Origin of the sequence: Pusillimonas sp. (assembly GCF_035515275.1) — a bacterium.
GTDB lineage: Bacteria > Pseudomonadota > Gammaproteobacteria > Burkholderiales > Burkholderiaceae_B > Pusillimonas.
This window is the reverse complement of sequence record NZ_DATJBQ010000071.1, coordinates 1-16,413: the sequence shown is the minus strand read 5'-3', so window position 1 is coordinate 16,413 and position 16,413 is coordinate 1. Positions and strand designations below refer to the sequence as shown.

The 16,413-nt window shown below is 59.8% G+C and carries 15 protein-coding genes; 5 read left to right on the top strand and 10 right to left on the bottom strand.

Annotated features, from left to right (window positions below; genetic code table 11):
- The first annotated feature begins 86 nt into the window (after positions 1–86).
- From phnD to VL003_RS05465, 3 genes are read left to right on the top strand one after another with little or no spacing between them, the layout of a single operon-like run.
- The gene (phnD, locus tag VL003_RS05475; RefSeq protein ID WP_325440371.1) at positions 87–965 is read left to right on the top strand and encodes a phosphate/phosphite/phosphonate ABC transporter substrate-binding protein; all 879 of its coding nucleotides are present in this window, start codon (positions 87–89) and stop codon (positions 963–965) included.
- The gene (gene phnE / locus VL003_RS05470; protein WP_487047244.1) at positions 962–1,768 is read left to right on the top strand and encodes a phosphonate ABC transporter, permease protein PhnE; all 807 of its coding nucleotides are present in this window, start codon (positions 962–964) and stop codon (positions 1,766–1,768) included. The genes phnD and phnE overlap by 4 nt, the downstream gene beginning before the upstream one ends.
- A 16-nt stretch (positions 1,769–1,784) precedes the next feature.
- Positions 1,785–2,753 (top strand): NAD(P)-dependent oxidoreductase, encoded by a 969-nt coding sequence (locus VL003_RS05465; RefSeq protein ID WP_325440369.1) that lies wholly within the window; start codon positions 1,785–1,787, stop codon positions 2,751–2,753.
- A 68-nt stretch (positions 2,754–2,821) separates the two neighbouring features.
- Here the strand turns inward: VL003_RS05465 and VL003_RS05460 are convergent, their stop codons facing one another.
- A complete protein-coding gene (locus VL003_RS05460) occupies positions 2,822–4,660 on the bottom strand; it encodes a phosphoenolpyruvate carboxykinase (GTP) (RefSeq protein WP_325440367.1) in 1,839 nt (612 codons plus the stop codon).
- A 105-nt stretch (positions 4,661–4,765) separates the two neighbouring features.
- Positions 4,766–5,164 carry a nuclear transport factor 2 family protein gene (locus tag VL003_RS05455; protein ID WP_325440365.1) on the bottom strand — a complete coding sequence of 133 codons (399 nt, stop codon included), beginning with the start codon at positions 5,162–5,164 and terminating at the stop codon, positions 4,766–4,768.
- Positions 5,165–5,481: 317 nt separating this feature from the next.
- Here VL003_RS05455 and VL003_RS05450 point away from each other — a divergent pair, with 317 nt between their 5' ends.
- On the top strand, positions 5,482–6,048 hold the full coding sequence (locus VL003_RS05450; RefSeq protein ID WP_325440362.1) for an NADPH-dependent FMN reductase: 567 nt from the start codon (positions 5,482–5,484) through the stop codon (positions 6,046–6,048).
- An 874-nt stretch (positions 6,049–6,922) separates the two neighbouring features.
- On the opposite strand, the gene VL003_RS05445 is transcribed toward VL003_RS05450, so the two are convergent.
- The 4 genes from VL003_RS05445 to VL003_RS05430 all read right to left on the bottom strand — a co-directional run bounded on the left by VL003_RS05445 (position 6,923) and on the right by VL003_RS05430 (position 12,229).
- Positions 6,923–8,440 (bottom strand): CoA-acylating methylmalonate-semialdehyde dehydrogenase, encoded by a 1,518-nt coding sequence (locus tag VL003_RS05445; RefSeq protein ID WP_325440360.1) that lies wholly within the window; start codon positions 8,438–8,440, stop codon positions 6,923–6,925.
- Positions 8,441–8,592: 152 nt separating this feature from the next.
- Positions 8,593–9,306 (bottom strand): type 1 glutamine amidotransferase, encoded by a 714-nt coding sequence (locus VL003_RS05440; protein WP_325440358.1) that lies wholly within the window; start codon positions 9,304–9,306, stop codon positions 8,593–8,595.
- Positions 9,307–9,446: 140 nt separating this feature from the next.
- Positions 9,447–10,895: a glutamine synthetase family protein gene (locus VL003_RS05435; protein WP_325440356.1), complete on the bottom strand. Its 1,449-nt coding sequence runs from the start codon at positions 10,893–10,895 to the stop codon at positions 9,447–9,449.
- An 8-nt stretch (positions 10,896–10,903) separates the two neighbouring features.
- The gene (locus tag VL003_RS05430; protein ID WP_325440354.1) at positions 10,904–12,229 is read right to left on the bottom strand and encodes an aromatic ring-hydroxylating dioxygenase subunit alpha; all 1,326 of its coding nucleotides are present in this window, start codon (positions 12,227–12,229) and stop codon (positions 10,904–10,906) included.
- 354 nt (positions 12,230–12,583) lie between these two features.
- Between VL003_RS05430 and VL003_RS05425 the strand changes: the two genes are divergently transcribed.
- On the top strand, positions 12,584–13,324 hold the full coding sequence (locus VL003_RS05425; protein ID WP_325440352.1) for a GntR family transcriptional regulator: 741 nt from the start codon (positions 12,584–12,586) through the stop codon (positions 13,322–13,324).
- Between the two features lie 81 nt (positions 13,325–13,405).
- Here VL003_RS05425 and VL003_RS05420 read toward each other — a convergent pair whose 3' ends face one another.
- The 4 genes from VL003_RS05420 to VL003_RS05405 all read right to left on the bottom strand — a co-directional run.
- A complete protein-coding gene (locus VL003_RS05420; protein ID WP_325440350.1) occupies positions 13,406–14,578 on the bottom strand; it encodes an ABC transporter substrate-binding protein in 1,173 nt (390 codons plus the stop codon).
- 47 nt (positions 14,579–14,625) lie between these two features.
- Positions 14,626–15,564 carry a fumarylacetoacetate hydrolase family protein gene (locus VL003_RS05415; RefSeq protein ID WP_325440348.1) on the bottom strand — a complete coding sequence of 313 codons (939 nt, stop codon included), beginning with the start codon at positions 15,562–15,564 and terminating at the stop codon, positions 14,626–14,628.
- A gap of 29 nt (positions 15,565–15,593) precedes the next feature.
- Positions 15,594–15,971, bottom strand: a complete 378-nt coding sequence (locus tag VL003_RS05410) for a YciI family protein (protein WP_325440346.1) — start codon at positions 15,969–15,971, stop codon at positions 15,594–15,596.
- Positions 15,968–16,413: VOC family protein (locus tag VL003_RS05405; RefSeq protein ID WP_325440344.1), on the bottom strand; the 446-nt coding region annotated here is incomplete at its 5' end. The genes VL003_RS05410 and VL003_RS05405, both read right to left, overlap by 4 nt.

Below are 16,413 nucleotides of genomic sequence, written 5' to 3'. Positions count from 1 at the left end.
GCTTTATACCTCTTCCCCGGCTGCCCGGCCGGTATCTGCATCTGATGTTCCCGCGCTTTGCGCAGCCTGATTTCTGGAGTTTCTGAATGTTTACACGCCGTCAACTTATCAAGACCTCGGTCGTGGGTCTGTTTTCCGTTCTGCTGCCATTCGGTTCCATTTCGCATGCCAAAGACCCCTCGCGCCTGCGCGTGGCTTTGCTGCCCGATGAGAACGCCGCAACACTCATACAAAATGCCCAGCCGCTGAAGCAGTACCTGGCAAAAGCACTGAACAAAGACATTGAAATCATCGTCACCACAGACTATTCGTCGATGATCGAGGCCATGCGCTTCGGCCGTATCGAGATTGCCTACTTCGGGCCTTTTTCATATGTACTGGCCAAGTCGAAAGCGCCGTCCATCGAACCCTTTGCAGTCGGCGTAGAGCGTGGCCTGCCCTCGTATCAAGCGGTACTTATCGCCAACGCCGAAGGCCCGGTCAAAAGCCTGAAGGACATTCGCGGGCAGAACTTCGGTTTCGGGGATCAGGCCTCGACTTCCAGCCATCTGGCCCCCCGCGCGCATATTCTGAAAACCGCCGGCCTGGACGGCGAAAAAGACTACCGCCCCGTTCACCTGGGTACGCATGATGCCGTGGCCCGAGCCGTGCAAGTGGGACAGGTGCCGGCGGGCGCCTTGTCCAAGCCGATTCTGGACAACCTGATCGAGAAGGGAACCGTGGACGGATCAAAGATTGTCGAGCTGGACTTGAGCGCCCCCATTCCAAACTACCCCATGGTGATGCAGGCCAACCTGAAACCCGAACTGAAAGAAGCCATACGCAGCGCGTTTCTGAACATGAAAGACCCGGAAGTACTGAAGAGCTTCCGAGTGCAGTCTTTTGCGCCCACTAACGACCAGGCCTACGACGTTTTGCGTGAGACCGCCGAAGTGCTCAATCTTGACATCGGGACAATGAAGTGACCACCGGAACCTTGAAATACGCCGAACAGCTGAACACTGACCGGCTGCGCAATCAGCGGCAGCTGCTTCTGGTGGCAGTTATTGTTGTCGTGTGTCTCGTCGCTTTGGGCATTACCGGCTTCTTTGATGTGCAGCGCTTTATCGAAGGCGCGCCTGCCATGAAACAGCTGGGCTCTGAAATGATTCCGCCCAACTTTGAGCGGTGGCAGCATTGGCTGTTGCCGCTGCGTGACACACTGGCCATGTCGGTGGCGGGTACGGCACTGACCGTGGTGCTCTCGCTGCCTCTGGCTTTGCTTGCCGCTCCAAACACCACCCCGCACCCCGTACTTGGGCGGCTGATTCGCACCGTTCTGGCCGCGTTTCGGTCAGTGCCCGAAATTATTCTGGGAATTATTTTCGTGGCGGTGGTGGGGTTCGGCGCATTGCCCGGTGTACTGGCCCTGGCGCTGCACTCTGCCGGCATGGTCGGCAAGTTCTACGCCGAGGCCATAGAGCATGCCGACCCCAAGCCCATGGAGGCCGCCGCCGCTGCGGGCGCGAGCCGTTTTCAGATCATTACCCACGCGGTATTGCCGCAGGTTCTGCCACAGTTGGCCGACATTACGATTTATCGCTGGGAATACCATTTTCGTGCGTCGGCGGTGCTGGGCATCGTCGGGGCCGGTGGCATAGGCTTTGAACTGATGGCGGCCCTGCGTCTGATCAAGTATGACGAGGTCTCGGCGATTCTGTTGTCGATACTGGCCTGTGTGCTTGTTGTCGATAGCATCGGCGGCATGCTGCGCAAACGCCTAAAGTAAGTTTAAGAACAAGACCATGCAAGCAAAAATTGTTATTACCCAACCCATTCACCCCGAGGTCCTGCACGCCCTGGAAAGTGTAGGCGAGGTCGTTATGAACCCCGGGCCCGAGCCCTGGAGCCGCGCTGAGTTTCTTCAGCATATTGCAGCGGCCGACGCACTAATGGCTTTCATGCCCGACAGCATCGACGCCGAAGCACTGCGTCATGCACCGCGGCTGAAAACCATTTCCTGCGCCTTGAAGGGCTACGACAACTTCGATCTGGCCGCTTGCGCGGCTGCCGGAGTGGTTATCAGCTTCGTGCCCGACCTGCTCACCGAGCCCACCGCCGAACTCGCCATCGGCCTGGCCGTCGCGGCGGCCCGAAACGTCCGGCGCGGCGACCAGGTGATGCGTACCGGCCAGTACGCCGGATGGCGGCCCATTCTGTACGGCGTAGGGCTGCATCAATCGGTTGTTGCCGTGGTGGGCCTTGGGGCCGTTGGGCAGGCCATTATCAGCCGGTTGGCGGGCTTCGGCTGCGCCGAAATTCTGGGGGTTGACCCGCATAATACCGACCCCCGGGCCACGCCGGCAGGCCTTGCCGAAGCCGTTTCCCGTGCCGACTATCTGATTCTGGCCGTACCGTTAAACGACGACACCTATCATCTGGTCGACGAAGCGATGCTGTCCAACGCAAAGCCGGGGCTTGTGGTCGTGAATATCGGCCGGGGCTCGGTGGTTCAAGAAGCGGCCATTGCCCAGGCTTTGGAGCACGGCATTATTGGCGCATACGCGGCCGACGTGTACGAATCAGAAGACTGGCTTTTGCCGAACCGGCCGCACACCGTGCATCCGGCTCTGCTGGCATCTGACAAAACCGTGCTGACCCCGCATATTGGTTCTGCCGTGGCCCGGGTGCGCCTGGAAATAGAACGCCGGGCCGCCGACAACCTGATCCAGGTGCTGTCGGGGCAGATGCCCAAAGACCTGGTATGCGCGTAAGCGTCGTTGCCGGGCAAGCTTAAGTGCAAAACAAACGGGGCGCCAGGCGCCCCGTTTGAATACAACGTTTATAACCGCGCACTAAGCCGCGTTTGCAAGGCAACGAGCTCGGCGGGCAGATGCTCGCGCAGCTTGTCAAAAAGCTCGCCATGCAGATCAAGCTCGGTACGCCAGGCCTGAGTGTCGATGGCGGTAATGGCCTGGAACTGTTCATGGGTAAAGTCCAGCCCCTCCCAGGAAATGTCTTCGTAGCGCGGCGATACGCCAAAGAGGTTTTCTTGCCCCTGGGCAGAGCCGTCGATGCGCTCGAGCATCCATTTGAGCACCCGCATGTTCTCGCCAAAGCCGGGCCATATGAATTTTCCGTTGGCATCGGTCTGGAACCAGTTGACGCAGAAAATGCCCGGCAGGCCAGCCCCGGATCTTTCGAGCCGCTTGCCCAGCTCGAGCCAATGCGCAAAGTAGGAGCCCATGCTGTAACCGCAAAACGGCAACATGGCAAAGGGGTCGCGGCGCACCACGCCCTGCTTGCCAGTGGCTGCAGCCGTGGTTTCAGATCCTTGCGTTGCCGCCATGTAAACGCCTTCGGCCCAGTTACGCGCCTCGGTTACCAAGGGCACGGTGTCCGAGCGCCTGCCACCAAAGATGAAGGCATCAATGGCCACGCCGTCGGGGTTGTTCCACTCGGGGTCGATGACCGGGTTCTGGTCGGCCGCCACCGTAAACCGCGCATTGGGGTGCGCCGCCTTGCGACCGCAGTCGGGCGTCCAGCTATTGCCCTGCCAATCGGTGCAATGCTGGGGCGGCGGGCCCATGCCCTCCCACCAGACGTCGCCGTCGTCGGTTAGCGCCACGTTGGTAAACAACACGTTCTCGCGCAGCGAGGCCATGCAGTTGTAGTTGGTTTTTTCGTTTGTGCCCGGCGCCACGCCAAAATAGCCGGCCTCGGGGTTGATGGCATACAGGCGGCCGTCTTTGCCCGGCTTGATCCAGGCAATGTCATCGCCAATGGTGGTGACCTTCCAGTCGGACAGCGCCTTGGGCGGTATCAGCATGGCAAAGTTGGTTTTGCCGCAGGCCGACGGAAACGCGGCTGCCACATGCATTTTTTTACCTTGGGGCGAAGTAACGCCAAGAATCAGCATGTGCTCGGCCAGCCAGCCTTCGTCGCGCCCCATGCTGGACGCAATACGCAAGGCCAGACATTTTTTGCCCAGCAGCGCATTACCGCCATAACCCGAACCAAATGACCAGATCTCGCGCGTTTCAGGGTAATGAACAATGTACTTGGTGTCGTTGCAAGGCCAGGCAACGTCTTGTTGGCCTGGCTTCAATGGCGCACCAACCGAGTGTACGCAGGGCACAAAAGCACCATTGGGCCCCAATACGTCGTACACCTTGCGACCCATGCGCGTCATGATGCGCATATTGGCCACCACGTAGGGCGAATCAGTAAGCTCAACGCCAATGTGCGCAATGGGCGAACCCAGCGGCCCCATCGAAAACGGTATGACATACATGGTGCGCCCACGCATGCAGCCGGCAAACAACCCATTCAGCGTTTCGCGCATCTGGGCAGGATCCATCCAGTTATTGGTGGGTCCGGCATCGGCTTCGTGCTCGGAACAAATGAAAGTGCGGTCTTCGACCCTTGCCACATCGGAAGGGTCGGACCAGGCCAGGTAAGAGTTGGGCCGTTTTTCAGGATTGAGCCGGCGCAAGGTGCCCGCGTCGACCATCAAATTGCACAACCTGTCGTACTCTTGCTGCGACCCGTCGCACCATTCGATGCGATCCGGCTGGGTGAGTTCGGCGACACGGCCTACCCATTGCTTCAGGGCGGAATGCCTGACCCACTCAGGCGCGTTGACGTTGGTGGCGGGCTCGGACACTGCTGCGGCATTCATACACGGGTCTCCTATGCGTGAACGTTGTTCTTGAGCGTTCACTTTATTTATATATCGTACGCGCCCTGCCATAAAGGACGGCGGGGCAACGAAACGAGACTGGGGTTACATAGTTTTGGCTTGGGGCGGAATAACGGTAGAGGCCCACGAGACCAGTTGCCAGCGCCCGGCGCGCTGAACCCACACGGCTTGGTACAGGTTGTTGAGGTCTTTTTTGTGGCCCTGATGTTCGATTTGCATGGTGACATGACCATGCATGATTGCCACTTGGCCGTATAGCCGAACATGCGCGCTTTTGCGCTGCGACGCCAGGTAGCGGATGTTTCCCTGGCTTAAGGTGTTCAGATAACTTTCTTTGGTGTCGACCACGGCCGACGAATGTGTGTACACCACGTCGTCGGCCAACAGCATGCGCAAGGCATCAAGGTCGTGGGCCAACATGGCGCGGCAACGCTCGTCGTCTGCGTCCATTAATTGCCGCTCGGCGTCGGCTTCTGTATTCATGTTTTGTCTCCTTTGAAGCTTAAAGATACTCTGGCACGGCGCAAAGCGCCAGCGTTTAGCGAACGCAGCGCCATGAGATGGGGTTGACCCGATTCGGCGGGGCGACTTTTCAAAGGTGCGCCGCCTGGCCCGCCCCAGCGCGGCCCGGCCAACCGCTGAATCCGCCATGTTTGTCGACACGTTTACGTGTAGGGTAAGCGGCATGCGACAACTAGGGGAATCACCGATCGGCTGCGGGCGTGTCGGCGGCCACAAAAATATATTTTTTGTTTATAGTCGGTGCACCCCTTTTTACAGCATTTACGGAGGCAGTTCGCATGACCACCCCCGCACCGATCAAGCTGCTTGGCCTATGCGGCAGCCTGCGCAAGGCGTCCAACAGCCTGGCAACGATCAAGACGCTGGCCGAATCGCTGCCCGCACCTGTGCAGATGACGCTCTTCCCCCTGCACGACATTCCGCCCTATAACGGCGACCAGGACGGCGAGCTTTGCCCCGCCGAGGTGCGCAAGCTGAAGCAGGCCATTGCCGACTGCCAGGGGCTGGTCGTGTGTTCGCCGGAATACAACTACGGTATTTCGGGGGTGCTGAAGAACGCGCTGGACTGGGCTTCGCGCCCCAGCATGGCATCGCCGTTAAAGGGCAAGCCGGCGCTGATCATGACGACATCGCCCAGCTTTGCGGGCGGGGTTCGGGCGCAGGTTCAAATACGCGAAACGCTTACGGCGTGTTTGTCGCGCCCTTTGAATAGGGCGCAGGTGGTTATCAATCATGCGAACGAAAAGGTGAAGGACGGACGGCTGGTGGATCAGGCGTCTATTGATTTCATGCTGGCGGCTGTGGATGACCTAGTGGCTGAGATCCGGCTGGTGGAGGGCAAATAGGCGATCGCAATTTTTTGCTATTGCATCCTTTTGCTATTGCATCCTTTTGCTATTGCACCCATTTGGTTATCGCCCAGCTTCGATTACCCCGTGTCTTGCTCATGTGTGGTCGGAGTTTGAGTTCTTAAGACGGTGCCGGGGTGGCCACAGCTATTACGGGCCGCTGCATGCGGTTCGGCTTTGCCGAACTACCCGAATTTGCCGGGGGTGGGCGGGCGGCGGCAGAACTCGCCCTTTAGCCGCTACGCGGCTACGGAGCTCAGACAGGCTGTCGCCGAAACCCCCCGCCCACCCCCGGCAAATTCGGCGCTGCAGAAGGCCCGTAATAGCTGTGACCACCCCGGCACCTCTTGTTGAGGGCTGTTGGAAGGATAGGCAAACTAAGTGCTTTGGCGGGCTAGCGCAGCAGGCGCGTATTCTCATTCGAGTAATTCAAACCACCGCGTGACTCAGGGTGCCCCAAAACACCTCAGCACAAGCCGCCGGCGGTGGGGTGGGTAAAACGGGGCGTTGCGAGCGCCGCGTTTCGGGCCTTGGCGCGGGGGGTGTCGGCGGCAGCCTGTCTGAGCTCCGTAGCCGCGTAGCGGCTAAAGGGCGAGTTCTGCCGACGCCCGCGCCAAGGCCTGAAACGCGGGTAGTCTGGCGAAGCCAGACCGCAGAGCTCCGCCCCGTTTTACCCACCCCACCACCGGCGGCGTTTTAGAACCCAAACCCACCCTTACCCATTTAAAACAACCTGCACATCAAGCGAACAAAGCCGTTGGGCCTTCAGCAACACAGGACAAACCGAGAGGACGAGCGACGGCTGTAGCTACGCTGGATTAAGTACTTGGCTACGAACCAAGGAGTCGTGGGTACGATTCTATATAGCGACCTACTTAAGGCTAATTGTCGTATTAACCCCGCCCACAACATCATCCTCAAACCACCGGGCGGTAACCGTCTTGGCCTGCGTATAAAACAGCACCACCTGCTTGCCGTAAGGCCCCAGATCCCCCAGCTTCGACGCCCGCGAGCCAGAGAAGGAAAATAGCGGCACCGGCACCGGAATGGGCAGATTGATACCCACCTGGCCCACGTCGATCTCTTCCTGAAACGTACGCGCAGCCGCCCCGGACTGCGTGAACACAGCCGTGCCGTTGCCGTTAGGGTTCGCATTGACCATGGCTATCGCCTCATCAAGCGTCTCGGCGCTCATGATCGACAGCACCGGGCCGAAGACCTCTTGGTCGTACACGGCGTTGCCCGGCTTAACCCCCGAAAATATAGTCGGCCCCACAAAATTGCCCTTTTCATTTCCCGGCACCTTAATGCCCCGGCCATCAAGCTCAAGCGTTGCGCCGTCGGCCACGCCCCGTTCGATCAGCCCTTCAACCCGTGCCAGCGCCGCAGGTGAAATCAAAGGCCCCACATCGACGCCCGGCTGATCGCCCGCGCCTACCTTCAAGGTGCGCGCCTTGGCCACAAGATCGGGCACCCAGTTACGCGCCTCGCCCACCAGAATGGCCACCGACAGCGCCATGCAGCGCTGGCCCGCCGCCCCAAACGCCGCGCCGACCAGATTATTGAGCGTTTGTTCTTTATGTGCGTCGGGCAGTACCACCGCGTGGTTTTTAGCGCCCATCATGCACTGAGCCCGCTTACCCGCCAGCGAAGCGCGCTGGTATACATGCGTGCCCACCTTGGTGGAGCCCACAAAAGAAATCGCCTTGATGTCCGGGTGGTCGCACAAAGCATTGACTGCGTCTTCGCCCCCGTGCACCACGTTCAGCACCCCGGGCGGAATACCCGCCTCGAGCGCCAGCTCGGCCAGGCGCATCGTAACCATGGGGTCTTGCTCGGAGGGTTTGAGCACAAAGGTATTACCGGTGGCAATAGCCATGGGAAACATCCAGAGCGGAATCATGGCAGGGAAATTAAAGGGCGTGATGCCGGCGCATACTCCCAGCGGCTGCAAGATAGTGTAAGTGTCGACCCCGCCTGCCACGTTGTTGGCCAGCTCGCCCAATTGCAAATTGCCAATGGCCGCCGCGTGCTCTACCACCTCGAGGCCGCGGAACACGTCGCCTTCGGCGTCGGCCAGCGTCTTGCCTTGCTCGGCGGTAAGCAGAGCGGCGAGTTCTTTCATGTTCTCGCGGATAAGATGCTGATACTTAAGAAAAATACGCGCACGAGTGCCGATGGGCGTTTTGCGCCATTCGCGAAAGGCCGCCTTGGCCGAAGCCACGGCGCTTTCGATCTCATCGGGCGTGGCAAACGGTACGCGCGCCAGGACCTGCTGCGTGGCAGGGTTGACGACATCGCGCCATTGCTGGGTACGAGATTCAACGAACCGGCCGTCAATCAGCAGCTTGACGGTAGGCGCTTGCAATTCTTGGGCGTGCGCGGCCATGGTGTCTCCGAGAGGCGTCGCCCTGCGCGCCGAAGCGGCGCTGATGGGCGATCAGTTTTAGTGAAGTAAGCCATGCTAGCGCCGCCGGGGCGCGCGCACAATACCCACAATCACCCTCACGCCAAACCCCCATGCCCGCGCGTTTGCCGAGCTTAGTCTTTCAGGCCCTTGATCCAGCGACCATAGGCCTTGCGCAACACGGCGTGCATGCCCGCCGTGCGCTGCTCCAGACGGTCTGCGATTTCGTCGCGTGTATTGACCGCCGGCGCCCCGTTGGCCAGTTGACGATCCAGCACCTTGCCGTTGGCATCCATATAAACACCCACCAGTTCGGGGGTCATTTCCAAATGGAACTGCATGGCCAGGTGGCGGTTGTCCATCACGAAAGCCTGGTTGGCGTAGTGCGGGCTGGACGCCAGACGCACGGCGCCCGGAGGCAGCTCGAACTCGTCTGCGTGCCATTGAAAAACCTCGTCGGTGCCTGCGCCGAACCATTCTTGCGCTTCGGGCGCTGTGCTAAGGCCGATGGGCTGCCAACCGATTTCCATGGACGGGCCCTGCGATACCTTGCTGCCGAAGGCCGCCGCCATGACCTGGCCGCCCAGGCAGTGCCCCGCCACCGGAATGTCCAGTTGCCTGGCCTTGTCGATAAGGGCGATTTCGTCTTCGATCCAGGCCAGGCCATCGTTGACACCCATGGAGCCGCCCATGAAGATCAGCCCGCTGAATTCGGACGGATCTTCGGGGATAGCAGCGCCGTCCATGACCGGCACCAGCACCCAGGGGATACCCAGCTCCTGCAAGACCGTAATGACAGCGCCGGGCTGCCCAACGTGAGTGTGCTGGAAAATCGCGACGGGTTTCATTGAATGGAAGCCTCCTTAAGCGGTAAACGCCTATGACAATGCGAACGACACCAAAGCCGTGTCGAGAAGAAAGAAAGACCGCCTGCCGGAAAATTGAAGGTTGAACCTCAACCTTCAATTCTGCGTTTGGCTGAGGCGGGTCAGAACAGGCTGAAATACTCGCGATGCTCCCATTCAGTCACCGCCTGATTGAAGCGCGAAAGTTCAGCCTCTTTGATGTGGCAGTAGTAATTGACGAACATCGGCGTCAATTGCTTGCACAGGTATTCGTCTTGGCGCAGGGCGCGCAAGGCGTCAGAGAGCGAGCGGGGCAAGGGCTCGCTGGGGTCTTCGTAAGGCACGTCGGCGCTGGGGCCGGGCACCAGCTTTCGTTCAATGCCGTCCAGCCCCGAAAAAACCTGCGAAGCCACGTACAGGTAGGGGTTGGCATTGGGCTCGCCCACCCGGTTTTCGATACGTGTTGCCGCCTGGCCTGCGCCGCCCAGCACACGCAGCATGGCGCCCCGGTTGTCGCGTCCCCAACTGGCCCGATCGGGTGCCAGCGAGAACGAACGGTAGCGTCTATACCCGTTGATGGTGGGCGTAGAAAGCGCCGCGGCCCCGGTTGCATGGGCCAGCAATCCGGCCAGGTATTGGGTGCCCAATTCGGAAAGGTCCTGCCCTTCTTGGTCGGGAATGAACACATTGCGTCCCGTGGCCGTGTCGCACAGCGACTGGTGCAAATGCCAGCCGCTGGACATGACGTGCGGAATGCGCGGACGGCACATGAAGGTGGCGTGGTAGCCATGACGCTGGCACACCTGCTTGACCGCGCTGCGTACCAGCACCATGGCGTCGGCCGCCATCATGCCCGGCATCGGCCCGAATGTAAGCTCGAACTGGCTGGGGCCGAACTCGATCTCCATCGAGTGCACCGGCAGGTTCAAACCCTGCATGGTGGTGCGCAACAGCTCCATCAGGTCTTCGCTGGCGTCGTAACGCTGCTCGGTCAGGTACTGATAACCATGCGTCAGCAAGGACACTTCGGGCGGCATGCCCGGCTGCCCAGGCTGGCTGCCGTCGTTCAGCCCCATGCGCGGGTCGTCGACCTTGAACACATGAAATTCGACTTCCAGGCCCGCCACCAGCTTCAGGCCGCGATCTTCAAGCCCGGCCAGGGCGCGCCGCAATATGCTGCGCGTGGCCAGGGGCGCCGGACGACCGTCTGTCATGTAGGCGTCGCACAGCACCCAACCGGTGCGGGGCGACCAGGGCAAGATACGGAAAGTGCCGGGGTCGGCCACCATGACGAAGTCGGCGCCGCCCTGCATGCCGTCAAAGTCGAACCCTCCGCCGGCCGAAAACACCGGAAACACCGTAAGGTGCGAGGTGTCTTTGGCAAACAGCGTGGTGGTCATGTTGACCCCGCCGCGCAAAGCGCCGATGGCTTCGGAAGCCACCAGCGTCTTGCCGCGCAAGATGCCGTGCTGGTCGGGAAAACCAAAACGCACGACGTCCACTTCGCCGGACTCAAGCCGGCGCACCAGCTCGTCGGCCTGGCGCGCCTGCTCGGGCGTCCATGTGTCGAACCGCTCGACAAAACTTCCCATGTTCGTCCTTAAGCGCTTAACCGCGCAGATGCCCAATCGGATTCCTGGCGACGCTTCAGATCAGCTTCGACCCAGTAGGTTTTTTCTTCGTTGCGTCGTCCGATGCCGTCAATCGAGGCCGGTCCGGTAACGTCGCGGGCCTCTTCATCGTTAAGCAGCATCAGGGCCTTGTCTTCGCCGGCCAGCGTGCTTTCGATGGCCTTGGTCAGCATGCGGCGATAGGTATAGATGCACTTGTCGCTGGCCGCCAGGTGTTCGCGGGTACGGTCTTGTATGGCGCCTTGCGACTCAACCGCCCACTGATCGTGAACGTTAATATCATGACCCATGCCGGTATAGGTTTCGGTCATTTGCTCGCCGGCATCAAAACCGTAGTTGTTGCTGCGGTTCTTGCGCGACGTGTAGCCGGGCAGCTCGTACAGCTCAAGACGCTGGGCGCGCATCTGCTCTTTGTTGACCGGCTCGGTGAAGCTGGTGAATATGGCGTACCAGTAGCAGTGGGTGTCGTCGATGGGCACGTGCCACTGCGAAATGGTCATTTCAGAGCTCATGGGAATGACAATGGCCTGAGGGAAAACCAGGTTGGTGACCCGGACGTGGGTGAACTCTTCGCTCAGCTCGCGCAACGAGGTCATGCGCATGCCGTAGTTGGTGGGTTCGACATTGATGGTCGGGCGGCCGTACTCGCGCAGCACCTTGGTAATGGGCATTTCCGAGTCGTTCGACGCGCTGCGAAACTGTTTGCCGTAACTGGCCGACGGGTCTTCGTCCTCGAAGAATCGGTGCAGATACGAAGCATGGGCCGGGTCAATACCCACCTCGAGCGCCTGCAGCCAGTTGCACTCCCACAGGCCCTTGAATGCAAAGGTGTGGGTGTTGGGCGCCACAAAACAGTCCATGTCGGGAAAAGCGGGCGGCTCGCCCTGGCCCAGATAGGCAAAGATGACGCCGCTGCGCTCTACAACCGGGTAGGCGCCCTGTTGAATGGTCGTATGAAACTTGCTGTTGGCGGGCTCGGCCGGCGTCTCGACGCACTGGCCCTTGACGTTGAACAGCCAGCCGTGAAAAGCACAGCGGATGCCGCCGTGCTCGAGGCGACCAAAAGCCAGGTCAGCGCCCCGGTGCGGACAGTCGCGATCGAGCAGGCCCAACTGGCCGTCTTCGTCGCGGAACAAGACCATGTCCTGGCCCAGCAGCTTCACCGCCTTCAGAGGACGCTCTCCGTCCAATTCTTCAGCCAGCGCCACCGGCTGCCAGTAACGGCGCAAGAGTTTGCCTGCCGGAGCGTCGGGGCCGACCCGGGTGATGAAATCGTTCTGTTCTGCAGTAAGCATGAGGGTTCCTCGCGTAGTGGAGCTGCATGAAGGAAAAGCCGACTCTTGCAGACGAGACCACGGCAAGAGCGCAACGTTGATTGCATACAGTCTTACGATTTGCCGGCGATATGTCAAATGAGCGGCAAGGTCAAAGCACGCTTTGGCGTTTGCCCCCACCGCTTCAGTCAGCAACAGCAATAACTCAAATTATTACTATCAATCAATAACTTAAGTATTTTACCTACCCGCCACCAACCCGATCCGCAACGCCCTGTCGAGTTTTGAGTACTAGGGAAAACACTAGGGCGCCAGACCTTCATTGCATACAATGCATGCACTGCAGTAGAATCAATGCCAGCTACTGGAGTCGCCATGAAACCTATCGTCGAATCGCAGCAATCGCGAGTACTGATTCAATTACGCGACCTTATCCTGAAAGGCGCATTTGCCCCGGGCGAGCGGTTGGCTGAAATCCCCCTCGCCGAACGGCTCGAGGCCTCGCGCACCCCTGTTCGCCTTGCGCTCACCACGCTGGAGTACGAAGGTCTGATCGAAGCCTTGTCCAGCGGCGGTTATCGTATGCGCGGCTTTACTAATGCCGAGGTTGCCCACGCCATTCAGACGCGTGGCGTGCTCGAAGGCTATGCCGCGCGGCTACTGGCCGAAAGCGGGCCCACACGACAGTTATTGCGCCAGCTGCACGAATGCCTTGACGAAGCCGACGAGGCCGTCAACAAGCCGCAAATGAGCTTTGACGACTACGCCGCGTATGTCGAAATTAATGCGCGCTTTCATGGCCTGATACTTGAAGGCAGCGGCAACCGCACCTTGCAACGCATGATGGAAATGCTGAACGGACAGCCCTTTGCCGCACCCAGCGCCATGCTGCCCATGCAGTCGTCGCACGAAGAAGGCACCCGCGCCATGCAACAGGCCCAGCTGCAGCACCATGCCTTGGTGCAGGCCATAGAGCGGGGCCAGGGCACACGCGCCCAGGCCTTGGGCGAAGAGCACATAACCATTGCCCTGAGCAACGTCGAGTACGCCACCAAAAACCCCGAACTGGCCGCCGAAATAATGCCGGGCATCCGGTTGGTGACCCAGGCGGTTTAAAGGCAGGCCTGGTTACCAAGCCCGGCGCGCTACCTGCGCACCAGGGCTTCAAACCTGCATCAGCACCGTACGACCATTGCCTCAGCTCATGGCGCACTCGTGTGCAAACGAATCAGCCTGGTCCTTAAGCACGTCTTTGGCAAGTGTCTTGAATTCAGCCTTGCCGCCGTCGCCCTTGACGATCTGGAACACATGGTAGCTTTGCACCGGGTAATTGTTTTTACCAAAGCGGAAGTCGCCCCGCAGTGATTCGAACTTGGCGTTCTTGATGGCCTGATTAAACGCTTTCTTGTCGGAGACATTGCCATCCACCGCCGCCACCGCTGCGTTCAATAGCATGGCTGCGTCGTAAGTGAACGCGGCATATGCCGAAGGCAGGCGCCCGTACTTTTCTTGGTAGGCAGCCACAAAGTCTTGTGACTTCTGGCTTTGTATGCCCGGCGTCCAGGTATCGACCACAATCGAGCCGAATACCGCGTCGCCCATGGCCGCCACGCCGGCCCCTTCGATAGAGTTGGCCGAATACAAGGGATATTTGTCGGCCAGGCCCGCCTGACGATACTGCCTCACAAAACTAATGGCCAGGGCGCCCGGATAGAACATAAAGACCGCATCCGGGTTCGACGAAGTAACCTGAGTCAGCTCTGCTGAAAAATCCAGCTGGTTCAGGGGCGTGTAGATTTCATCAACCACCTGACCGCTGTATGTCTTTTTGAAGCCGGCCAGCTTGTCTTTGCCGCCGACAAAATTGGGGGTCAACAGGCTGACCCGCTTGACTTGCTGGTCTTGCAAGTACTTGCCCATGGCCTCGGCCGGCGTGTCGCTTTGCCAGGAAGTAATGAACAGATTGGGCTTGCAGAGTTTTCCGGCAGTGGGCGAAGGGCCGGCTACGGTGCCGATGAAAGGTACGTCGGTTTCGGCAATTTTATTTTGCAATGCCATCAGTACGTGGGCGAACGTAAGCCCAGCCACTACGTCGACCTTTTCTTGCTCAAGCAGCCGGGTTGCGCTGCTTAGGGCGGTGTCGGGTTTTTGGTGGTCGTCTTCGACAATAAGCTGTGCGGGCTGACCGCCCAGCTTGCCGTCCAACTGCTCAAGCGCCAGCTTGAAACCGTCGAGCTGGTCTTGACCCACGGCAGCTGAAGGGCCCGAAAGCGTTGCCAGAAAACCTACTTTTATATCTGCCTGCGCCACAGCGGGCAATGCGCCGGCAAGCGCCAGGGTCAAAGCCGCCAGGGGGAATTTTCTGATCATGATTTGTCTCCGGTTTATTGAGTCGTGTTTAGTGCCTGCCTTATGGCTTAGACAATGCGGGTTTCGAGCTCGCCCAGCCCTTCAATGCAAACCCGCATGACATCGCCACGCTTCAAAAATACGCCCGACTCCATTCCAACGCCTGCGGGCGTGCCCGTAAGGAGAATGTCGCCCGGCATTAGATCGAGCCGATGGCTGAGGTAGCTGATCTGCTCGGCCACGCTGTACAAGTGGTTGCTGGTGTTGGAGTTTTGCTTGATCTCGTCGTTAAGCCAAAGCTTTATGTCCAGGTCTTCGGGGGTAGGCACGAACTCGGCCGGCGTAATAAAGGGCCCAATCGGACAAGACCCCGTAAAGCACTTGTGTCCGATCCAGTCGAACTTGAAGGGCGAACCGGCGTCCACGGCGTCACGCTTGAGGTTGTCGCGCGCTGACAGGTCGTTGGCGCATGAATAGCCCGCCACGTGATCCAGGGCCTGCTCCACCGACACGCGCGACGCGCGGCGGCCGATGACCACCGCCAGTTCGGCCTCCCAGTCGAGCTTGGCGGTGTGCTCGGGCATGGCCACGTCCTGCTTGTGCGCAGCCAGCGTGGCCTGCCCGGCCTTGATGAAATGCCACGGGTCCAGGCCCTGGCTTTTTGGGTCGACCTCGAGCTTCATGTTCATGGCCCGGGCCATGGCCTGGACGTGATCGCGGTAATTTGCCCCGGCCGCGTACACCACGCCGCAGTGCGTCAGCGGCGCCAAAAATTGGGGCTCGGCCAGCGCGCCGGCCTTGAATGCGGCAGGATCAGTGCCGATGCGCTCGGCCAAGCTGCGCAAGGTGGCCGAGGCTTTGGGCCATTCGGGCAGCATCTGATCCAGACACTCCCACCCGCCGCTCGTGTCGCCCAGCGCTTTTTGAAGATCGTACAAGACGCCCTGAACCGCGATGCCCGGACGTGCCTCGCCTGCCGCCTGATAAGTGAACAACTGATATTTCATAAGTTTCCCGCTGTATGGACAAACGCCTGCTAACGCAACAAATAAGATTGATCAGAGAAACGAACCGAGACGGTAAAGCCGCCTTCCATCAGCACCCATTTTTTTATGTCGATCGTGAACACACCCTGCTGAATGAAGGGGTCGCCCGACATAATGCGCTGCACTTCGGCCACTGAGTCGGCGCGCACGATTGACATGCTTCCCTGCGAACCGGGTGCGGCTCCGTCTTGTACAAAGGGGCCTGAAGCGAAGAGCTCGCCGCGCTGTTCGCACTGCACCGCCCATTCCAGGTGGGCGGGCAGCAGCTCGTTAAGGCGCGAAAGGTCGACCGGCGTGCGAAGCACCACATACAAGGGCTTGTTAAGCATGGCGCCCAGCATGGCCTGCTCGGAAGAAGGTTGGCTCATGGCGCGCTCCTTTCTGCCGGGCTCGCGGCTGGGGGCTGTTCGAAGTTGACAATGAAGTCTTCGGGCGGCGGTGTGCTTGCCCAGACGGCGATGACGTCTTTGGGTGATTCGGCCACCAGCGGTACCCAATCGCTGTCGTCTTCGGGAATGACGTCGATGTCCCAGAAATATTCGGCCAGGCTGCCCCAGGGGTCGCGTATGTAGTGAAAGTAATTGGAGCCACCAATATGGCGGCCCAAACCAAAGGCATCGCGATACCCCGCCCGCAGCAGGGTTTGCGCGCCGATTTCAATTTCGTCCAGGTCAGCCACCTCGAAGCTTAGGTGGTGCAGGCCCGTATGCGTGCTTTTGGCAAAGGCCACCATGTGGTGGTCGCCGCCCGCCGAGCCCCGTAAAAACGCAATAACATCGGCCGCCTGGTCGGACACCTTCATGCCCAGAA